At 52.3% G+C, this 20,394-nt stretch carries 17 protein-coding genes and 1 tRNA gene; 12 read left to right on the top strand and 6 right to left on the bottom strand.

Going from position 1 to position 20,394, the window contains the following annotated elements:
* Positions 1-2 precede the first annotated feature (2 nt).
* From AAC086_RS12455 to AAC086_RS12440, 4 genes are all read right to left on the bottom strand, one after another.
* The gene (locus AAC086_RS12455; protein ID WP_339778990.1) at positions 3-890 is read right to left on the bottom strand and encodes a carbohydrate ABC transporter permease; all 888 of its coding nucleotides are present in this window, start codon (positions 888-890) and stop codon (positions 3-5) included.
* Positions 883-1,791, bottom strand: a complete 909-nt coding sequence (locus AAC086_RS12450) for a sugar ABC transporter permease (RefSeq protein WP_339778989.1) — start codon at positions 1,789-1,791, stop codon at positions 883-885. The genes AAC086_RS12455 and AAC086_RS12450 overlap by 8 nt, the downstream gene beginning before the upstream one ends.
* Before the next feature lie 103 nt (positions 1,792-1,894).
* The gene (locus AAC086_RS12445; protein WP_339778988.1) at positions 1,895-3,163 is read right to left on the bottom strand and encodes an ABC transporter substrate-binding protein; all 1,269 of its coding nucleotides are present in this window, start codon (positions 3,161-3,163) and stop codon (positions 1,895-1,897) included.
* Positions 3,164-3,525: 362 nt separating this feature from the next.
* Positions 3,526-4,809, bottom strand: a complete 1,284-nt coding sequence (locus AAC086_RS12440) for an ABC transporter substrate-binding protein (protein ID WP_339778987.1) — start codon at positions 4,807-4,809, stop codon at positions 3,526-3,528.
* Between the two features lie 592 nt (positions 4,810-5,401).
* On the opposite strand from AAC086_RS12440, the gene AAC086_RS12435 reads away from it, so the two are divergent.
* The 6 genes from AAC086_RS12435 to AAC086_RS12410 all read left to right on the top strand — a co-directional run bounded on the left by AAC086_RS12435 (position 5,402) and on the right by AAC086_RS12410 (position 10,671).
* The gene (locus AAC086_RS12435) at positions 5,402-5,566 is read left to right on the top strand and encodes a DUF1127 domain-containing protein (RefSeq protein WP_085592048.1); all 165 of its coding nucleotides are present in this window, start codon (positions 5,402-5,404) and stop codon (positions 5,564-5,566) included.
* A 488-nt stretch (positions 5,567-6,054) separates the two neighbouring features.
* A complete protein-coding gene (gene bfr, locus AAC086_RS12430) occupies positions 6,055-6,531 on the top strand; it encodes a bacterioferritin (protein ID WP_339778986.1) in 477 nt (158 codons plus the stop codon).
* A 21-nt stretch (positions 6,532-6,552) separates the two neighbouring features.
* Positions 6,553-7,044, top strand: a complete 492-nt coding sequence (bfr, locus tag AAC086_RS12425; RefSeq protein WP_339778985.1) for a bacterioferritin — start codon at positions 6,553-6,555, stop codon at positions 7,042-7,044.
* A 267-nt stretch (positions 7,045-7,311) separates the two neighbouring features.
* A complete protein-coding gene (locus AAC086_RS12420; RefSeq protein ID WP_339779117.1) occupies positions 7,312-9,714 on the top strand; it encodes a heavy metal translocating P-type ATPase in 2,403 nt (800 codons plus the stop codon).
* Positions 9,711-10,103, top strand: coding sequence for a Cu(I)-responsive transcriptional regulator (gene cueR, locus AAC086_RS12415; protein WP_339778984.1), 393 nt, complete (start codon positions 9,711-9,713; stop codon positions 10,101-10,103). The genes AAC086_RS12420 and cueR overlap by 4 nt, the downstream gene beginning before the upstream one ends.
* A gap of 85 nt (positions 10,104-10,188) precedes the next feature.
* On the top strand, positions 10,189-10,671 hold the full coding sequence (locus AAC086_RS12410; protein ID WP_339778983.1) for a c-type cytochrome: 483 nt from the start codon (positions 10,189-10,191) through the stop codon (positions 10,669-10,671).
* A 22-nt stretch (positions 10,672-10,693) separates the two neighbouring features.
* Here AAC086_RS12410 and AAC086_RS12405 read toward each other — a convergent pair whose 3' ends face one another.
* Positions 10,694-11,821, bottom strand: a complete 1,128-nt coding sequence (locus tag AAC086_RS12405; RefSeq protein ID WP_339778982.1) for a PAS domain-containing sensor histidine kinase — start codon at positions 11,819-11,821, stop codon at positions 10,694-10,696.
* Positions 11,822-11,851: 30 nt separating this feature from the next.
* Positions 11,852-13,105, bottom strand: coding sequence for a D-amino acid dehydrogenase (locus tag AAC086_RS12400; protein WP_339778981.1), 1,254 nt, complete (start codon positions 13,103-13,105; stop codon positions 11,852-11,854).
* Between the two features lie 171 nt (positions 13,106-13,276).
* Here AAC086_RS12400 and AAC086_RS12395 point away from each other — a divergent pair, with 171 nt between their 5' ends.
* From AAC086_RS12395 to clpX, 6 genes are all read left to right on the top strand, one after another.
* Positions 13,277-14,752 (top strand): NAD(P)H-hydrate dehydratase, encoded by a 1,476-nt coding sequence (locus AAC086_RS12395; protein ID WP_339778980.1) that lies wholly within the window; start codon positions 13,277-13,279, stop codon positions 14,750-14,752.
* A gap of 122 nt (positions 14,753-14,874) precedes the next feature.
* Positions 14,875-16,371 carry a malonyl-CoA decarboxylase gene (locus AAC086_RS12390; RefSeq protein ID WP_339778979.1) on the top strand — a complete coding sequence of 499 codons (1,497 nt, stop codon included), beginning with the start codon at positions 14,875-14,877 and terminating at the stop codon, positions 16,369-16,371.
* A gap of 152 nt (positions 16,372-16,523) precedes the next feature.
* Positions 16,524-16,608, top strand: a tRNA-Leu gene (locus AAC086_RS12385).
* A gap of 108 nt (positions 16,609-16,716) precedes the next feature.
* Positions 16,717-18,141, top strand: a complete 1,425-nt coding sequence (tig, locus tag AAC086_RS12380) for a trigger factor (RefSeq protein WP_339778978.1) — start codon at positions 16,717-16,719, stop codon at positions 18,139-18,141.
* Positions 18,142-18,185: 44 nt separating this feature from the next.
* A complete protein-coding gene (clpP, locus tag AAC086_RS12375; RefSeq protein ID WP_339778977.1) occupies positions 18,186-18,812 on the top strand; it encodes an ATP-dependent Clp endopeptidase proteolytic subunit ClpP in 627 nt (208 codons plus the stop codon).
* A 303-nt stretch (positions 18,813-19,115) separates the two neighbouring features.
* Positions 19,116-20,381: an ATP-dependent Clp protease ATP-binding subunit ClpX gene (gene clpX, locus AAC086_RS12370; protein ID WP_339778976.1), complete on the top strand. Its 1,266-nt coding sequence runs from the start codon at positions 19,116-19,118 to the stop codon at positions 20,379-20,381.
* Positions 20,382-20,394: the final 13 nt, after the last annotated feature.

Here is a 20,394-nt window from a genome sequence, read left to right as displayed (position 1 = left end):
CTTTATCCCTTCACCGAACCGGCGGTCAGGCCACGGACGAAATATTTACCTGCCAGCACATAAACAAGCAGGGTAGGAAGCCCGGTCAGCAATGCGGAGGCCATATCAACGTTGTATTGCTTAACGCCGGTCGTGGTGTTGACGATATTGTTGAGGGCGACAGTCATCGGGGCGCTGTCACCGGAACTAAACGAAGCGCCGAACAGGAAGTCGTTCCAGATCTGGGTAAACTGCCAGATGACGGAAACAACAATGATCGGGCCTGAAATCGGCAGGATGATCCGCCAGAAAATAGTAAAGAACCCGGCACCGTCGATGGTTGCGGCTTTCACCAGTTCATCCGGAATTGAAACGTAATAATTGCGGAAAAACAAAGTGGTAAAGCACAGGCCATAAACCACATGCACCATAACCAGGCCGGTGGTCGAATTGGCGATGCCAAGTTTGCCCAAAGTCACAGACATCGGCAAAAGCACGACCTGAAACGGAACAAAGCAGCCAAACAGCAGCATGGCAAAAATGATATTGGCACCCTTGAACCGGAATTTGGTCAGGGCATAGCCATTTAACGCGCCAAGGATGGTCGAGATCACAACTGCCGGAATGGCCATTCGGACCGAGTTCCAGAAGAAGGTTTTAATGCCGGAGCATTCCACACCAACACAGGCTTCGTTCCAGGCATAGTTCCAGGCATCGAAGGTGACAACGCGGGGCAGTGAAATCAGCGATCCTTCACGAATTTCCGTGAGCGATTTCAGCGATGTTGTCACCATCACGAAGAGCGGAAACAGGTAATAGATCGAAAACAGGATCAGAACCAGATATAACAGACCACGCAAGAGGGTGTGTTTCAGCCCTGAATCCTGGCCGTAGGTTTGGAGATCAGCCATTTTTCTTGCCTCCGCGCAATTCGGAATACAGATACGGCACAATGATCGCCATCACGGTTGCCAGCATCATCATGGCACTGGCAGCACTGATCCCCAGCTGGTTGCGCTGGAAGGCCATCGTGTACATGAAGGTTGCCGGAAGGTCGGATGAATAGCCGGGGCCGCCACCGGTAAGGGCGATGACAAGGTCAAAGCTTTTAACCGCAAGGTGGGCAAGAACGACAATCGCGCTCAGGAAGACGGGCCGGATCGAGGGAATGATAATGCCGAAATAAATCCGCGGCAGGCTCGCGCCATCCATATAGGCGGCACGGATAATGTCCTGGTCCACACCGCGCAGGGCGGCAAGGAACATGGCCATGATAAAGCCTGATGCCTGCCAGACGGCGGCAATCACAACCGTATAAATTGCGAAATCGGAATTGACCAGCCAGTCAAATTTGAAACTGGCCCATCCCAGGTCGTGCATCATTTTTTCAAGACCAAGACCGGGATTGAGTATCCATTTCCATACGGTTCCCGTAACGATGAACGACAAGGCCATCGGATACAGAAAAACGGTACGAAGAACGCCTTCTGCCCGAATACGCTGGTCGAGCAATACGGCCAGCAAACATCCGAGGAAAAGACAGATAACGATAAAAAGCCCACCAAAGATCAGCAGATTTTCGATGGCAACGTGCCAGCGTTCCATTTGCCACAGGCGTTCATACTGCCGCAGCCCGGCCCAGTCATAGACCGGCATCATACGGGATTTGGAAAACGCCATCCAGGCGGTCCAAATGATGAAACCGTAGACGAAAAACAGGGACGCAGCAAAGGATGGAGCAACAACGATCTTGGAAAGATTACGTTGCAGGCTGGCCATCAGGTTGCTTTCGGTGCTTGAAGAAGCCCCCATGCCCTTTGCCTCAAAATAATTAAAAGATAAGGGAAGATGGCCCCGAAACAGTGTTCCGGGGCCAGTGATGATTGCCAGACTGGCAATTCAGAGTGACGAAGGATCAGTCTTTGGCCAGTTCGATGGCTTCGACAAGACGGTTCATCGCTTCGTCAGAAGACATGTCGGAATTGAAGTGCGCTGTCACGACGTCAACAATGGCGCCCGACAGATGACCTGGCAATGCCATGCCATGCGCCATCGACGGCAGGAAACCACCGGTTTTTTCGTCGGCAATCATATCGGCAGACGATTTTTTTGCGCATTCGTCGAAATCATCAAGCGAAACGCCGGTACGGGCTGGAATCGACCCCTTCAACAAGTTGAAGGTTTTCTGGAACTTCTTGCCAACGATCAGCTCGGCCAGAAGTTTCTGACCTTCGATCTTGTCTTCGCCATCAACCTTGAACATCGCAAAGCTGTCGGTGTTAAACAGGAAGCCGTTGCCGTTGTCAGCCGGGGCGGCCGAGCACAGGAAGTCTTTGCCCGGAACTTTACCGGCAGCAAGGAATTCGCCCTTGGCCCAGTCGCCCATGATCTGCATGGCGGCTTTGCCATTCATGACCATTGCGGTTGCAAGGTTCCAGTCACGACCAGAAAAGTCCGGGTCGACATATCCGCGAATTTTGCGCATTTCGTCGAACACATTTTTCATCGTGTCAGATTTCAGTGCGTCTTCGTCAAGGTCGATCAGGGATTTCTGATAGAATTCGGGGCCGCCCATACCGAGAACGACAGTTTCAAAAATCGTTGCATCCTGCCACGGCTGACCACCATGTGCCAGCGGGGTGATGCCGGCGGCTTTCAGTTTGTCGGCAAGGGTATTGAATTCCGCCCAGGTTTTCGGGCCTTGCGTTGCGCCGACCTTTGCCAGCAATTCGGGGTTCGACCAGACCCAGTTGACACGGTGAATGTTAACCGGAACGGCGACATAATCGCCTTTGTATTTCATGATGTCCTGGATGCGCTTGGGAATGACTTCATCCCATTTTTCTTTTTTGGCAACATCATTAAGGTTTGCCAGCGCACCCTGTTCAGCCCATTCCTGAATCGCAGGGCCTTTAAGCTGAACGGCACTGGGGGCATCGCCAGAAAGAACGCGCGAACGCAGAACTGTCATGGCGGCATCGCCCGCGCCACCGGCAACCGGGCTGTCCTGCCATTTGCCGCCGTGTTCTTCAAAATCCTTTTTCAGGGCTGCAACAGCTTTGGCTTCGCCACCCGATGTCCACCAATGCAGAACTTCGGCAGTGGGTTCGGCGTGGGCCAGCGATGCAGAGGCAAGTGCGGCAATACCGACACCGGCAGCAAGAATGGATTTGTTAAGTTTCATTTAGGGTTCCTCCCTGGTTTTAAACCAATTGCAGCGACACCATGCTGCGAGAGGGCCTATATTGCATCCATAAAACTGTAACAGGTCGTTTCCAGACCTAGTGTTTGAAACACACTGTTACAATAATAACATTATGATCTGTATCTAAATGCAAATATAGCCGTCTGATTAGAGCATTTTGCAGAATTGCTGTTTATACGCTGTGGAATAAATGCGGAGGATAACGTCTCTTTCTTTATCCCTCCGGCAAAAATGCGGGGCAGGACAGGGATAGAGCGTTGTCGGTGAAACAGGGTGGTTCGCCGGTCGGGATTTGTGCCACGAACAGGCTATGGTCCCTTGCGGCGAACCGGTATCAAACTTTATTCTTTTGCCAGTTCAAGAGACTGAACCAGTCTGTCGATAGCCTCTTGCGACGACATTTTAGAATTAAAGTGCGCTGTGACCGTGTCGACGATAGCGCCGGTCAGGTTGCCGGGCAGGGCCATGTCAACGCCGATTGATGGCAAGAAACCGTCGGATGCCTGCGATGCCTGCATGTCTTTTTCCGATTGCAGGGCGCAATCGTCAAACTTGTCCATCGGGACGCCAAGGCGGGCCGGGATGGAACCTTTAAGCAGGTTAAAGGTTTCCTGGAATTTTTGGCCCAGAATCAAACTTGCAAGCAGGTTCTGACCTTCGACCTTGTCGGCACCTTCAACATGAAACATCGCAAAGCTGTCTGTATTAAACAGATAACCGTGGTTTGATGGTGTGGCCGTGCAGAGAAAATCCTTGCCGGGGACTTTCCCGGCGGCCATGAATTCGCCTTTTGCCCAGTCGCCCATGATCTGCATGGCGGCTTTGCCATTCATGACCATGGCCGTTGCCAGGTTCCAGTCACGACCGGAAAAATCATCATCGACAAATCCGCGTAAAATGCGCATTTCGTCAAACACTTTTTTCATGGTGTCCGATTTCAAGGCATCTTCGTCCTGGTCAATCAGGGCCTTTTGATAGAACTCGGTACCACCGATACCCAGAACCACATTTTCAAACAGAATGGTTTCCTGCCATGGCTGCCCGCCAAGGGCTAGCGGTACGATGCCCTGAGCTTGCAGCTTTTCGGCCAGTTTGTTGAAGTCATCCCAGTTTGACGGTACTTCGGACGCCCCGGCTTTTGCCAGCACGTCGGGGTTGGCCCAGATCATATCGGTGCGGTGAATATTGACCGGCACGGCGACATAGTGACCTTCATATTTCATAAGGGTGCTAAGGCGCTTGGGCAGGATTTCATCCCACTTTTCTTTTTTGGCAACATCGTCGAGATTGGCAAGAGCGCCCTGTTCGGCCCATTCCATGATCGAGGGGCTTTTTAATTGCACGGCGGTCGGGGCGTCGCCCGACAATACCCGGGAGCGCAACACGGTCATGGCGGCGGATCCGCCGCCCCCGGCAACCGGGCTATCGATCCATTTGCCGCCATGGGCTTCAAAGTCATTCTTAAGGGCAATGGCGGCCTTTGCTTCGCCGCCCGATGTCCAGTAGTGCAAAACTTCCACTGTCGGCTGGGCCTGGACGATGGCTGGCGCAAAGGCAACCAGCGCTGTCGCGCAAAGAGCAGTTCCAAGTGTTTTCGTGCTAAATCGTGATTGAATAGGATGCATTCTTTCCTCCCGTATTTTTATAATGCAGCGACCATGCGACGGGCAGCGCGGTTTTGCATCCCCAATGATGTAACGAAACGTTTCCAAATGCGATTCTGAAATAAATTGTTACAAAAAATGGTAGCGCTAACATTTCCTGTGGAAAGATTCGAGGTTTCTTGGCATTTGTGACGAATTTCCACACGGCCCAGCGGTACAAGCCATTGCCTGTTTGTCATTAGAGACGAACGCAAGCCGGAAATGGAAGGTTTTCTGTTTTACAAGGTTCCCGAACAGGGCCGTGGGCTGTGTATTGTCGTTATTTCAACATGTTTGGTTATTGGTTGTGCAAGGTGCGGGTGCAGTGCGATAGCGTTCCTGAAGGCTGAAAACACTTATTTTCCGGGTATTTATGGACGGAAATATAGCTGAAAACGAAGTTGAACCCATTCAACTATGACAAAATGGAACAGATGATATGCAATCTTGGTGGATTGAGATGTTTGGTCAATTTTGTCATATTGCAATGCAGAAGAACGGAGCAGAGCGCATCCGGCAACATTACGAAGCCGAGATTTGAGCGCTCATCAGTTTGAAACACAGGAGGTTCAACATGTTCTTGTCCAGTATCATCGTTGCTGTTCGTCGTTGGGCCTATGCACGGTCAGTCGCGAACGAACTTTACGATCTCGATAGCCGTGATTTGGATGATGTCGGGATTTCTCGCTGGCAGATCAAAGACGTTGCACGCAAAGCGGCACGTGACGCGATCGCCTAATCAAGCGGAAAAACATCGACAGCGTCTAACTAGTAGGCTGCTGTATGCAGAAGCCGGGCCATTTTGACCCGGCTTTTTGTATGTCTGGATGCTGCCACTTAAACAATATTTCTTTTATTTACCTGTGCGTCACAGCGGCTTTTGGTTTTCCAAAAGGGTGCTTTTCACAGTGCAATGTATCTGCTTCTCGATATTCCCGGTCAATGTAAATAGCGGCTCACTTGCCTGTTGCTGCCTGTAGATAAGCAGCGACTTCCGATTCGGTGTGTTCGTTGCGCTGTTTTAGCGTTAAAGTGAACTTGAATGACCGTAACGAGAATTGTTTGCACGTTATTTGTTGAGACTGATTTTTACTTGGACAACTTCTTTGACGTAATTTGAAAAAAATGCCTAAGTTATTGATAGTGGTAATCAATCACGCCATTTTTCCTTGAATTAGTTGGTTGAAATTCCCAAAATAGGCCCCAGCCAAATGGAGGAGACCCAATATGAAAGGTGATCGGCAGATCATTGGTTACCTTAATCGCATCCTCACCAACCAGTTGACTGCGATTAATCAGTACTTTCTGCACGCCCGGATGCTCAAAAACTGGGGTGTCGTGGAAATGGGCGAATATGAATTTAAACTTTCAATCAAGGAAATGAAGCGCGCTGACGATCTGATCGAGCGTATTCTGTTTCTTGATGGCTTGCCCAATTTGCAGAATCTCAACAAATTGCTGATCGGCGAAAATGTTGCCGAGATTGTCGAATGCGACATGAAGTACGAGTTGTCCGCGTTGCCCTTGCTGCGAGAATCTGTTTCGGCCTGTGAAAAGGCAGAAGACTTTGTGACGCGCGATTTGCTTGTTTCCTTCCTTGAAGATCAGGAAGAACACGTGGACTGGCTCGAAACCGAGCAGTGGCAGCTCGCGAATGTCGGTGTTCAGAATTATATTCAAAGCCGTTCAGGCGACGGCGATTAATCAATTTAAGGAGCGTGCGCCATGAAAGGCAGCCAGAAGGTTATTGATATTCTGAATCGGCAGTTAACCGCCGAATTGTCCGCTGCGGACCAGTATAATACGCATGCAGAGATGTATCTCGATTGGGGGCTTCATGCTCTTTACGAGCGCATGCATCATGAAAAAAACGAAGAACTTGATCACGCCAAACGGCTGATCGAACGTATTCTGTTTCTGGAAGGGGTGCCTGATACGGCATCGCGGACACCGATCAATGTCGGGCAGACCGTTCCTGAAATGATGAAGAACGACCTGGATCACGAATATATGGTTATCCAGTATCTTAAAGAATCGATCAAGCTGAGCGAGGCTGAAGGCGATTATCAGACGCGTAATGTCCTGACACAGCTTCTTGATGATAGCGAAGAAGACCACGCGCATTGGCTGGAACAGCAAATTCGTCTGATTGATATGATGGGTCTTCCCAATTACATCCAGTTCCGTGCCGTGGGCGAACCGACCCCGCACGGTTAAGGAACATGCCAGTGATACGGGCTGGCCAATTGCCAGATCGTATGTGTCGCAAGAGAGGGCTGCCAGATTTGGTGGCCCTTTTCATTTTGGCGGGGTGTTATGTCGTCTGTGCAAAAATAACCTAAATAGAATGCTTGACCTTCCCGTTACTGGAAACTCTATGCTGTCCTGAATAATCAAGGAAGCGAGGTATTCGCTATGACAGCAGCTACCAAATTACAGCATCCGGCGGACGCCGGCACAAAGTCAGGTGTAAACGACCGTGAATTGACTTTGACGGTTGAAGGCATGAGCTGTGCTTCATGTGCAGGGCGTGTTGAGAAGGCGATAAACAAGCTTGATGGCATTGGGCAGGTTGATGTGAACCTGGCGATGAATACAGCGCATGTTCGCTTTGGCGAAAATGGAAAAGTTGCCGCCAGCGATGTGGTTTCTGCCGTGCGTAGCGCGGGTTACGGTGTTACAGAACAAAACCTTTCCTATGATGTTGATGGTATGACCTGTGCCAGTTGTTCGGGGCGGGTGGAAAAGGCACTTGCAAAACTTGATGGTGTTACGTCTGCCACGGTTAATTTGGCAATGGAACGTGCTGATATTTCTATCGTTCCGGGCACTGTAACTGATCGTCAAGTGATCAAAGCGATTGAAAAAGCTGGTTATCATGCTGTTTCGCGCAATCAAAAATCATCATCTGGCGATCAGCCGATCAAAAAACGCGACTATGCGCTGTGGTGGCTGGCCGCTTCGATCATATTGTCCGCCCCGCTTATCGGCCAAATGATATGGATGTATCTGGGCGTTGATATCCAGATACCTGCCTGGGTTCAACTGGCGTTGGCGACGCCAGTGCAGTTCATTATTGGCTGGCGGTTTTACCGCGGGGCGTGGTCGGCATTGCGCAACAAGGCGGCCAATATGGATGTGCTGGTCGCACTTGGCACGTCGGCAGCCTATTTCCTCAGCCTTTATAACATGTTGCAACCCGGCGCTAGCGGCCAGGGGCATCTTTATTTCGAGGCCTCCGCCACGATCATTACCCTGATCCTGGGGGGCAAGATTATGGAAGAACGCGCCAAGCGCGGGGCATCTGCCGCCATTCGGGAATTGATGGCGTTGCGCCCGCGTACGGCCCGCCGCCTTGATGCAAAAACAGGTGAAGAAACCGAAATTTCGGTCGATGATTTGAATGTTGACGATGTGGTGCGCGTGCGCCCTGGTGAAAAATTGCCGATTGATGGTGAAGTGGTTGCCGGTGAAAGCGAGATTGACGAATCGCTGATCACGGGCGAAACGCGGCCCGTTTTGCGCCATACCGGTGACGAGGTTGTTGGCGGTGCGGTTAACGGGACGGGGCGGTTGGATATTCGGGTGAATGCGGTTGGCGAAGACACCACATTGTCACGCATTATCCGGCTGGTGGAGCAAGCCCAGACCGGTAAGGCACCTGTGCAAAAAATGGTCGACAAGGTTGCCGCCATTTTTGTCCCCGTGATTATTCTGGTCGCCATCATTACCTTTTCGGGATGGCTGATCGCCGGGTTTGGCATTGAAGCCGCAATTGTTGCTGCTGTATCGGTTTTGGTGATTGCCTGCCCCTGCGCATTGGGGTTGGCAACGCCAACGGCACTGGTTGCCGGAACAGGGGCTGCGGCAAAAGCCGGTATTTTGATCAAGAATTTTGACGCGCTGGAACAGGCCCACAATGTTGATACAGTTGTTTTCGATAAAACCGGTACCCTGACCGAAGGTGTGCCGACCGTTCAGGATGTGGTTGTGGCGACCCAATTTGGGGATAAAACCGAATTGTTGCGTCTGGCAGCATCACTTCAGGCGGCAAGCGAACATCCCTTGGCCCACGCCGTGGTGCAGGCCGCCCGGAATGATGGCATAAAACTGGCCAATGTGGATGATTTCAAAGGAACGACCGGGGCCGGTGTGGGCGGTACGGTTGAAGGCCGGTCGGTTCTGATCGGCACCCGAACCTTGCTGCGCGACAATGACGCAACCTTGCCCGATGATGCCACGACCAAAGCGATAGAGGCGGCAGAACAGCAAGGCAGCACGGTTGTGCTGGTGGCTGTGGAAAGCAACTTTGCCGGTTATCTGACCCTGGAAGATAAAATCCGCGACAGTGCGATTGCGGCGGTAAAGGATCTTAAACAGCGTGGAATTTCCAGCATCATGCTGTCGGGCGATGCGCAAGATGTGGCGGCATATGTTGCCCAAAAGATTGGCATGGAAAGCTGGCGCGGTCGCATTCGCCCGCAAGACAAAGCCCGTGAAGTTGAAAAGCTGCGCAAGGAAGGCCGCCATGTGGCGATGGTGGGTGACGGCATTAATGATGCGCCAGCACTCGCCGCGGCCGACGTTGGCATTGCCATGGGCGGCGGCACTGATGTTGCCATGGAAACAGCAGGGATTACCCTGATGCGCTCGGACCCGGCATTGGTTGCCGGTGCAATTGATATTTCCATCGCCACCCGGCGCAAGATTACGCAAAACCTGTTTTGGGCGTTTGGCTATAACGTGATCGGCGTGCCACTGGCGGCGTTTGGTATTTTAAGCCCGGCCATTGCCGGTGCGGCCATGGCGCTAAGTTCGGTGTCGGTTGTAACCAATTCGCTGATGTTGCGGCGTTGGCATGTGCGCAAGGAAGGACCCCAAAAATGAATATTTCCGATGCCGCCCAAGATAGCGGCCTGCCAGCAAAAACCATTCGGTATTACGAAGAAATCGGATTGGTGCAGCCAGGGCGCCTTGCTAATGGATACCGCGATTACAACGCGCAGGATCTTCATAAATTGCGGTTTTTGCAACGTTCGCGCGGGTTGGGTTTTTCGATAGAGGATTGCCGCACCCTGTTGTCGTTATACGAAGACCATAACCGGGCATCGGGCGACGTGCGCCAGATCGCCAAAGCTCATCTTGACGATATTGACCGGAAAATTGCGGAATTAAAAAGCCTTCAGACGACATTGCGTCAGCTGGTTCATCAATGTCACGGCGATGACCGGCCCGAGTGCCCGATTATCGAGGATCTGGCCCGCCCGGTATCCTGACATTCAAGCGGCGCTGTCGCGTCTGATCTGCCTGAGTTGGTCTCATTAAGGCCTGATGTTGGTTAAATAGAGAGAGAAATAAGCGTTGAACAAGAAACTGGTTTACAGCGCCGGGGCGCTGGGTGTGGTGGCAATTGCTGTTGTCGGATATGCGGTTTTGAAACCGGATCATCCGCCGTCGCCAGCCGTGAATATCGATGCCGCAGATTTGCATTTGGTGGCGGCAGGCAAGAAAATTTATGACGTTAATTGCGCATCTTGCCACGGTAATAAATTACAGGGCGAGGCAAATTGGCAAAAACGCGGGCCGGATGGGGTCTTGCCAGCACCACCCCATGATGCCACCGGGCATACATGGCATCATCCGGATGATATGCTGTTTGCCCTGACCAAATATGGTCCGGCAAAAATGGTGGGCAATGGCTATAAAAGTGAGATGCCAGCGTTTGAAGGAACCTTGTCTGATGATGACATCGTCGCCGTTCTTTCCTATATCAAAAGCCGCTGGCCCGACGAAATTCGCGTGCGCAATGATCAAATGAACGCGGCCGCAGACGCCCAAGAGTAGCCTCTATTGCGGGGCAGGGTTTTTATCGGGCGTGGCGCATTGGCAGGCATATTTTGACAGATGTGCCACGTCCCGGTTCGCTTTCAATAACAAAGCGGCCACCGTGCAGTTCGGTCAGCATTTTTGCCAGCGGCAGCCCCAGCCCCGTACCGGTACTTTCCTTGATCCCTTTAGGGTGAAGTTGGGAAAACCGGGCCAAGGCACGGGGAATATCCTGGGGGGCCATGCCAACACCGTTATCTGTCACGATGAAAATGGCTTCATTCGAAGTTGTTTTCAGAACCAGTGAAATTTTACCGCCGTCCGGAGTGAATTTTCCGGCATTGGTCATGATATTGATCAGGATCTGTTTTAATTTCAGGCGATCACAATCGATAATGACGTCATGGTCGGGTAAATCCACCGACAAAACATGCGCGCGACGCTGATAGTCGTCGGCCAGCATTTTTATGGTTTCGCGTGCGATGGGGACAATATCATGCGGCGCGCGCCTGATTGTCATCGCGCCGTCCGCCATTTTTGCGGAATCCAGAACATCATTGACCAAAGATAGCAGATGGCTTCCTGCGTCGTGAATGTCGCGGCCACAGTCGCGATATGCGCAGGGCAGGTCCCCCAGGACGGCTTCGGCGACCAGTTCGGCATTGCCAATGATGGCATTTAACGGCGTCCGCAATTCATGACCCATATTGGCCAAAAAATCGGTTTTGGTGGCGTTAACGTCGTTACGGTCCTGATGATGTGTTAGCAAGTTCTGCTCGGCGATGCGGCTTTCGGTATTTTCCATCAATGTGAGCAAAACCGCCGGAATACTTTGGTTCTCTGTCATCCATTCCAGTGCTGAAATCGTCAGTCGGCAGGGAACGTTTTGATGGGTGGCATTTAAAACGGTAATATCGCCAGACCAGAAACGTCCTGATGAAAAGATATGATCAAGGTCGTCAACGATGCCCTGCGACAGGAACGATGCCTTGCGGTGACGCAAATCTTCTGCACCGATGCCAAGAATTTGGCTTAGTGCGCCATTGGAGTGGATGATTTTGCCATCTCGCAGGCAAATGGCGGCACCATAGGGCAGGGCTGCAAGTAAGGGGATATTGGCGATTGCCCCGGCTGTGCTGCAATAATTTTCCGATTTATTGGCGCTCACCGTAAACCCCTGTTGGCGAAAAATTTCAGATTAAAAACGATCCAGTTCCAGGCCGTGCAATGAAATTTCCGGGGTCTTGTCGGACATCAGATCGGCAATGGCTTTGCCGGAACCGCAACTCATGGTCCAGCCGAGCGTCCCGTGCCCCGTATTCAGATAAAGGTTATCATATTTTGTTGCGCCAAGCACAGGTGCAGAATCGGGCGTAACGGGCCGCAGACCGCTCCAAAAGCTGATATCCTCGCGTTTTCCACAATATGGAAAAAGGTCGAAGGTTTTGTCGGCGATCATTTTCTGGCGTCGTGGTGACATGCGCAAGGAATATCCGTCCAGCTCGGCGGTTCCTGCCGCTCGTAATCGGTTGCCAAGGCGCGAATATACCATCTTCACGCTGTCATCAATCAGGCTGACCGACGGGGCATCGTTTTCGTGGCCGCTGGTGTCAATTGTAATGGAATACCCCTTGCAGGGATAAATGGGCAGACGAAGACCAAGCGGTTTTGTTAAAAGCGGGCTGAAACTGCCAAGGCAAACCAGATAGCGATCACCCCGTACGGGCCCCTGGTCGGTACGAATATGGTCAATGGAGAGTCCATCTTTTTCAATGGACTGGATGGCGGTGTTATAATGAAACACAGCCCCCATCGCGCGACAGGTTTTTGCCAGTTCTGTCGTGAATTTTTGCGCATCGCCGCTTTCATCGCCGGGCGAAAAGCTGCCGCCGACAATCTGGTTTGCAACATGGCGCAGGGCCGGTTCAATATCAAGGCATTCACGCGCACTGACGACCTGGCGTTCCAGTCCAAATTCTCGCATGATTTCAGAAGTTTGGACGACTTTATTCATGTCATTGTTATCACGGCAAATATGCAGAATGCCTTTTGACAGATTGTCATATTCAAGACCAAGATTTTTGCGCAATTCCTTGATACAGTCACGGCTGTAAATAGCCAAACGCAAGGATTTTTCGATATTTTTGCGGGTGCGATCCGGGCCGCAATTGCGCAAAAAACGCAGGCCCCAGGCAAATAATTGCGGATCAAACCGCAATCGAAATAGCAGTGGGGCATCTTCACGGCCCAGCCATTTAAGGCTTTGCCAGGGTGTTTGCGGATTGGCCCAGGGCAGGGCATGACAGGCGGAAATTTGTCCGCCATTGGCGAAACTGGTTTCCTGTGCTGCCATGGGCTGGCGATCAATAACGCTTACCTGATGGCCGTTTTGCAAAAGATAGTAGGCTGCGGTCGTCCCGACGACGCCCGCCCCCAAAACAATAACATGCATGCCGGAATTGCCTTGCTCGCGTGGATTTGAATGGCAGAATCATATGCGCGGAGGCAATATACGCATTGAGAAAACAAATAGCTACCGGTGGCACTGCGGAACAGCCTTGTTAAAAACCGGCTTATATGTTGCCTATGGCAAAGTCGCAAAATTCAAAAAATCGGGGCTCTCATGAGCGAAATTCTGACGATCGCGCAAATGTACGACGCCGACAAACGCACCATTGAAAACGGGCTTGCGGGTGCTGTTTTAATGGAAAATGCCGGGCAGGCCGTCGCCGATGCGATTTTGCCGCGCTTTCGTCCCTGTGCGGTATCGGTTTTGTGTGGACCTGGCAATAATGGCGGCGATGGTTTCGTCATTGCCCGGCTGTTGCGCGCTCAGGGCTGGAATGTTCGTTTGGGGCTGCTTGGCAATGTTACCGATTTAACCGGCGATGCCGCCTTAAATGCCGAAAAATGGCAAGGCATGGTCGAACTTCTGTCGCCGGCATTGATCGTTGGCGCAGATCTGATTGTGGATTGTATTTTTGGTGCAGGGCTGTCGCGCGATATTACGGGCGATATTGCTCAATTGGTGCAGGTCGTAAATGACAGCCCCGCCAGCGTGGTTGCCGTGGATATGCCAAGTGGTGTTGACGGGGCATCGGGGGCTGTGCGGGGTGTGGCGATTGACGCGGACCTGACGGTGACCTTTTGCCGTGCCAAACCGGGCCATTATTTGTTGCCCGGTCGTGGCATGTGTGGTGAACGGATTGTTGCCGATATTGGGATTAGCGACGAAACTGTTGCGTCGCTGCACCCTGATATGTTCGTCAATAACCCCGATCTGTGGGCGGGGCATATCCCGTGGCCGGGCATTTCGGGCCACAAATATAACCGGGGACATGTGCTGGCATTGGGCGGGGCGCAAACGACAGGTGCCATTCGTCTGGCGTCGCGGGCGGCACGGCGGGCCGGGGTCGGGTTGCTAACGGTTCTGGCGGAACCTGCTGCCTTGCCGCTTTATGCGCAGGATGCCCCGGGCGTTATGGTTGCCCCGATTGCCCGGTTTGAAGACCTGATGCAAGATTGCCGCCACAATGGCGTGCTGGTCGGGCCGGGGGCCGGTGTCGGCGATGATACAAGGCGGCGGGTTGTTTATGCGCTTCATTGCGCGCGTGCCTGTGTGCTGGATGCCGATGCCTTGACCAGCTTTGCCGATGAACCAAGTACGCTGTTTTTTGCCATCCAGGGACCCACGGTGATGACGCCGCATGAAGGCGAATTTAGCCGCCTGTTTGCTGATATGTCCGGCGACAAGGTGGTCCGTGCCCGTGCCGCAGCCAAACGAAGCGGTGCCGTAATTGTGTTAAAGGGTGCAGATACCGTGGTGGCAGCCCCGGACGGGCGGGTGGCGATTAACGATGTTTTTGCCCCTTGGCTGGCAACAGCGGGCAGTGGCGATGTTTTGGCGGGTATTATTATCGGGTTGCTGGCACAGGGCATGCCCGCCTTCGAGGCTGCATCAATGGCGGTTTGGGTGCATGGGCAGTCGGGATATGAATTTGGCCCGGGCCTGATTGCCGAAGACATACCAGATGCGTTACCAGCCTTGCTTTCGCAGTTATGGCGTGGTGTACCGGGCAAGCAAGGCATTGCAGGTTAACCGCATTTGTCGCACGGCAACGACACGGCCTTTATCTTGCCTGCTGGTGCCTTTTTGATTTCAATTTTTAGCGGGATGCTGGTGAAACCTTGTCGCCGCACTTATGCATGATCGGAAATTGAATGAACCAGACCTTCATTGACCGGACTTTTGACAATATTCGCCAGCTTTGGCGCGATATACGTGAAAATTCTGTTGTTCGCAGTTTTGGCCTTGATGACGAGGCGGCCCGTCAGGAACACTGGCGGCGACAGGTTGCCGATTGTCTGGCGCATCGGGGCGGGGCGGTGTCGGCGCGGTCGCGGGCGGCCGAACTTGGCCACGATTTTTTGCGCCTTGATGCCGATGGGCGCAAAGCGTTTTTGCATTTGTTGCTAAACGAATTTGATGTTGATCGCGGCAGGCTGGCAGCCCTGATGACGGATTGGCAACAGGCGGATGATTTGGCCGAACGCACCATGCTTGAAGGCAGGATGCGCTTGGAACTGGTGCCGCCATATCGTAAATTATTACAGGAATTCAATGCGCTGCCCCAAGGTGTGAAGTTTCTGGTTGATCTTAGGGCCGATTTACTGCGCTGGCGCGGCGATGCCCCGGGCCTGTCATTGCTGGAGCAGGATTTGAAAACCCTCCTGGCTGGGTGGTTTGATATCGGTTTTCTCGAACTTCATCTGATTACGTGGAATTCTCCGGCGGCCCTTTTGGAAAAACTGATCGCTTATGAGGCGGTCCATCAGATTCGCAGTTGGGAAGATTTAAAAAGCAGGCTGGCACAGGACCGGCGCTGCTTTGCTTTTTTTCATCCCGGTATGCCCAATGAACCGCTTATTTTTGTTGAGGTCGCATTGGTATCAGGCATTGCCAACAATATTGATACGCTGATTGACCGCGATTTAAACGACGAAACGGCGGACCCGTCCCGGGCGGATACGGCTATTTTCTATTCGATATCCAATGCCCAGTCCGGTTTGGCCGGGATTAGTTTTGGCGATTTCCTGATCAAGCGTGTGGTGTCTGAATTACAGCGGGATTTACCTAATCTGCGGCAATTCGCCACGCTGTCGCCTATCCCCGGTTTTCGTCGCTGGCTGTCGCATATGCTGCCTCACAGCGAGACGCACGACAAAGACAAGGCGATTGTGGCAAATGACAAGGACATGGCGGGCAGGGCCGTCAAGGCGGTTGCGCTGCATACGGATATGAATCCGCCGGTTTCCCTGCCCGATGCCCTTTGGGAAGACCTTATATGTTGCGCGCCACTTGTTTCCTCGGATGTGGTTCAAAGTTCCGCCAAGGACGTGGCCAAGGGCGGTGTTGCCACAATTGATATGGCATCGCGCACGGCCTTGTTAAGGCTTGCGGCACATTATCTGCTAAATGAACGGCGACCCGGCCGGGACACCGCGCTGGACCCGGTGGCACATTTTCATCTGACCAACGGAGCACGTGTTGAAAGGATCAATCTTGACGCCAACAGTTCGGCTGCGGGGCAGGAACAATCGTTCGGTCTGATGGTCAATTATTTGTATCAGGCTGGTGAGATTGAAAAAAATCACGAAAATTATGTTGGTGCCGGAAAAATTGCCGCATCGGGCAATGTCAGGCGTCTCGCAGGGTAAATCAGGGCTGTGATCCTGTTTTAGGGCAAGAACAGCAGGTTTATTTGCATGCTTTGCGCCTAAGACATCAGGCGACGCTTGCATGAGGGGATCGAAGTTTGTATTAAGGCGCACCCACACCGGTTTTACCGGTGCAGGAGGTATGCATTTGTGCGGGCGTGGCGGAATTGGTAGACGCGATAGGTTTAGGTCCTATTGTCGAAAGACGTGGGGGTTCGAGTCCCTTCGCCCGTACCATTGCAGACCGGAAAATAAACAAAGCTATTCGTTAAGTCATATTGACTTCTGACGTCCGGACGACGTCGCGTAACGGACATTATTCGAACCTAAGCAAAAGAGTTATCCATGCAGGTTACAGAAACCAAAAATGAAGGCCTGGCGCGCGAATTCAAGGTCGTTGTGCCGGCCGCTACAATCGAAGAGCAGGTTAATGCCAAGCTGGAAGAAATCAAAAGCCAGGTTCGGCTTCCGGGTTTCCGCCCTGGTAAAATTCCGGCTAAACTTTTGCGTCAGCGTTATGGCAAATCCGTTATGGGTGAAGTCCTTGAAGCTGCTGTAAACGAAAGCACCAGCAAGGTTCTGGCCGACAACGAATTGCGCCCGGCCGTTCAGCCGAAAATCGAAGTCACTGCCTTTGATGAAGGCAAAGACCTTGAATATGATATTTCTGTTGAAGTCATTCCGGCGATTGAGCCGATGGATTTCTCCAAGCTGACCCTGACCCGTGAAGTTGTTGAGCTTGACGATGCCAAGGTTACCGAAACCCTGGATCGTATCGCTGCTGCACAGGGCACCACCGAAGCCCTGAAGCGCAAGCGCAAGTCCAAGTCTGGTGACGTTCTTGTCATTGACTTTCTTGGCAAGGTTGGCGGCGAGCCTTTTGAAGGCGGTAAAGCTGAAGATTACGAACTGGAACTTGGGTCGGGTACCTTCATTGAAGGTTTTGAAGATCAGCTGACCGGTGCCAATGCTGGCGACGAAACCGTTGTTAAGGTGACCTTCCCTGAAAATTATGGTTCCGACGAACTGGCCGGCAAAGACGCCGAGTTCGACGTGACCGTGAAGGAAATCAAGGAAAAGAAACCGGCTGAAATTGACGATGAACTCGCCAAGAAGTTGGGTCAGGACACCCTTGAGTCGCTTAAAGAAGCCATCCGCAAGGATTTCGGCCGTGAATACCAGTCGGTTGCCCGTCAGAAACTCAAGCGCGACCTTCTTGATCAGCTGGCTGACAATCACACGTTTGATCTGCCGTCCAGCCTGGTTGAAAATGAATTGACCGGTATTATCGGCCAGATCAAACAGGCCCGTGAAGCTGGCCAGGAAGATGACGAAACCAAGGGCAAGTCTGAAGAAGAGTTGACCACCGAATTCCGTGAAATCGCGGAACGTCGCGTGTTGCTCGGTCTGTTGCTGGCTGAAGTTGGCCGTAACAACAACATTCAGATCACCCAGGACGACATCAACAAGGTGCTGGTTGCCGAAGCTCAGAAATATCCGGGCCAGGAACAGCAGGTTATTGAATTCTACAAAAATAACCCGCAGGCCTTGCAGGCGCTTCAGGGCCCTGTATATGAAGACAAGGTGGTGGATTACATCGTCGAACTTGCCAAGGTTGAAGAAAAGACCGTTACGGTTGAAGAACTTCTGAAGCCTGAAGAAGAAGACGAAGCCCAGAAAGCTGACGCCAAAGAAAAGGCACCGGCCAAAAAAGCTGCGGCGAAAAAGCCGGCTGCCAAGAAAAAGGCTGCTGACGAAGGCGAAGAGTAATCTGCCAATAGGCAGACCAAGTTGCAGCAAGGAGATTGCGGTTGATGATTGAAGAGCAGATGAACTCGCTTGTACCGATGGTGGTTGAACAGACCAGCCGCGGGGAACGGGCATATGACATCTTTTCCCGCCTGCTCAAAGAGCGGATCGTGTTCATCAATGGCCAGGTCCATGACGGCATGTCGTCATTGATTTGTGCCCAGCTACTGCATCTCGAATCGGAAAATCCGGACAAGGATATTTCGCTCTACATCAACTCGCCGGGCGGGGTGGTGACATCGGGTCTCGCGATTTACGATACAATGCAATATATTCGTTGTGATGTATCGACCGTATGTATGGGACAGGCTGCCTCGATGGGATCGCTTCTGTTGATGGCCGGTGCGAAGGGCAAGCGTTACAGCCTGCCCAATGCGCGGATCATGATCCATCAACCGTCGGGTGGTTTCCAGGGGCAGGCGTCGGATATCGAAATCCATGCCCGCGAAATTCTGGCTCTGCGCCATCGCTTGAACGAAATTTACGTCCAGCATACCGGGCGTGATCTTAAAACCATCGAAGATTCGATGGAGCGCGATAACTTTCTAACCCCTGATCAAGCCAAGGAATTTGGCCTGATTGATGAGGTGGTTACGTCGCGCCCCAAAGCGGAAAGCGATAAAAAAGACTAATATCGCTGTATCGGTGTAATTTGAAAACGCCCCGGTTTTATGGCCGGGGCGTTTTTTATGGCTTGCGTCGTTTCGCCCGAAAGTCCTAGACATGTAAGTTACAGGACGATGAAACAGGGGTTAGACGGAACATCTGACACTTGATGAACGTTTTGTTAACCAGACAGGCTTCACTTTTAGCCTGTCGATCCTATATCAAAGACATGGCCGCAAGCCGGAAGGGGCTGATTAATCGTTGAGATTGGTATGCTTTCCCGGCTAACATGGCGATAACAGATAACGTCAAACATCATTGGGGTTTGTATGAGCAAATCGAATAGCGGAGACTCCAAGAACACTTTGTACTGCTCTTTCTGTGGAAAGAGCCAGCATGAGGTGCGTAAGCTCATCGCCGGGCCGACTGTCTTCATCTGCGATGAATGCGTCGAACTGTGCATGGACATCATCCGCGAAGAGCACAAAACCCATCTTGTAAAATCCGCCGATGGGGTGCCTTCTCCGCAAGAGATTTGCAAGGTTCTCGATGATTACGTCATCGGTCAGAGCCATGCAAAGAAGGTATTGTCGGTGGCTGTTCACAACCACTACAAACGCCTGAACCATGCCAGCAAGAACGAAGACATCGAATTGGCAAAGTCAAACATCATGCTGGTTGGACCGACCGGTTGTGGCAAGACTTTGCTCGCCCAGACGCTCGCGCGGATTTTGGATGTTCCCTTCACAATGGCAGATGCCACAACCCTGACCGAAGCTGGTTATGTGGGTGAAGATGTTGAAAACATCATCCTGAAGCTTCTTCAGTCAGCAGATTATAATGTTGAACGGGCCCAGCGCGGCATCGTTTACATTGACGAAGTCGACAAGATTTCGCGTAAATCCGATAACCCGTCGATCACCCGTGACGTTTCGGGCGAGGGTGTACAGCAGGCCTTGCTGAAAATCATGGAAGGTACTGTTGCCTCTGTGCCGCCGCAGGGCGGTCGCAAGCACCCGCAGCAGGAATTCCTGCAGGTCGACACCACCAACATCCTGTTTATCGTTGGCGGTGCCTTTGCCGGGCTGGACAAGGTGATCTCGCAGCGTGGCAAAGGGGCTGGTATCGGCTTTGGCGCCGATGTGCGAAGCCCTGATGAGCGCCGTACAGGTGATGTGCTGCGCGCGGTTGAGCCGGAAGATCTTTTGAAATTCGGCCTTATCCCCGAATTCATTGGTCGGTTGCCGGTTCTGGCGACACTTGAAGATCTCGACGAGGAAGCCCTTGTCAAGATCCTGACCGAGCCGAAAAACGCGCTCAGCAAGCAGTATCAGCGTTTGTTCGACATGGAAGATGTCAAATTGACCTTCCAGGACGATGCGCTGGTGGCAATTGCCGGCAAGGCAATTGAACGCAAAACCGGTGCCCGTGGCCTGCGTTCGATCATGGAAGGCATTCTGCTTGATACCATGTTCGATCTGCCATCGATGGACAGTGTCGAGGAAATCGTCATCAGTCGCGATGTGGTTGAAGGCAAGGCCAAGCCGCTTTTGATCCATGCGCATCGCCGGACGGACGTTGAAAACAGTGCCTGATTGTTATTGCCGC

This window comes from uncultured Thalassospira sp. (assembly GCF_963976115.1).
In the GTDB taxonomy this organism is placed as follows: domain Bacteria; phylum Pseudomonadota; class Alphaproteobacteria; order Rhodospirillales; family Thalassospiraceae; genus Thalassospira.
Note: the sequence above shows the minus strand (reverse complement) of the source record. Positions and strands in the feature narration are given on the sequence as shown.

Coding starts and splice junctions, on each gene's coding strand:
- AAC086_RS12390 (WP_339778979.1), top strand. CDS start 14,875: ATGAACCAGACCTTCATTGACCGGACTTTTGACAATATTCGCCAGCTT.
- AAC086_RS12445 (WP_339778988.1), bottom strand. CDS start 3,163: ATGAAACTTAACAAATCCATTCTTGCTGCCGGTGTCGGTATTGCCGCA.
- AAC086_RS12435 (WP_085592048.1), top strand. CDS start 5,402: ATGTTCTTGTCCAGTATCATCGTTGCTGTTCGTCGTTGGGCCTATGCA.
- cueR (WP_339778984.1), top strand. CDS start 9,711: ATGAATATTTCCGATGCCGCCCAAGATAGCGGCCTGCCAGCAAAAACC.
- AAC086_RS12455 (WP_339778990.1), bottom strand. CDS start 890: ATGGCTGATCTCCAAACCTACGGCCAGGATTCAGGGCTGAAACACACC.
- AAC086_RS12395 (WP_339778980.1), top strand. CDS start 13,277: ATGAGCGAAATTCTGACGATCGCGCAAATGTACGACGCCGACAAACGC.
- AAC086_RS12440 (WP_339778987.1), bottom strand. CDS start 4,809: ATGCATCCTATTCAATCACGATTTAGCACGAAAACACTTGGAACTGCT.
- bfr (WP_339778985.1), top strand. CDS start 6,553: ATGAAAGGCAGCCAGAAGGTTATTGATATTCTGAATCGGCAGTTAACC.
- tig (WP_339778978.1), top strand. CDS start 16,717: ATGCAGGTTACAGAAACCAAAAATGAAGGCCTGGCGCGCGAATTCAAG.
- AAC086_RS12400 (WP_339778981.1), bottom strand. CDS start 13,105: ATGCATGTTATTGTTTTGGGGGCGGGCGTCGTCGGGACGACCGCAGCC.
- bfr (WP_339778986.1), top strand. CDS start 6,055: ATGAAAGGTGATCGGCAGATCATTGGTTACCTTAATCGCATCCTCACC.
- AAC086_RS12450 (WP_339778989.1), bottom strand. CDS start 1,791: ATGGGGGCTTCTTCAAGCACCGAAAGCAACCTGATGGCCAGCCTGCAA.
- clpX (WP_339778976.1), top strand. CDS start 19,116: ATGAGCAAATCGAATAGCGGAGACTCCAAGAACACTTTGTACTGCTCT.
- clpP (WP_339778977.1), top strand. CDS start 18,186: ATGATTGAAGAGCAGATGAACTCGCTTGTACCGATGGTGGTTGAACAG.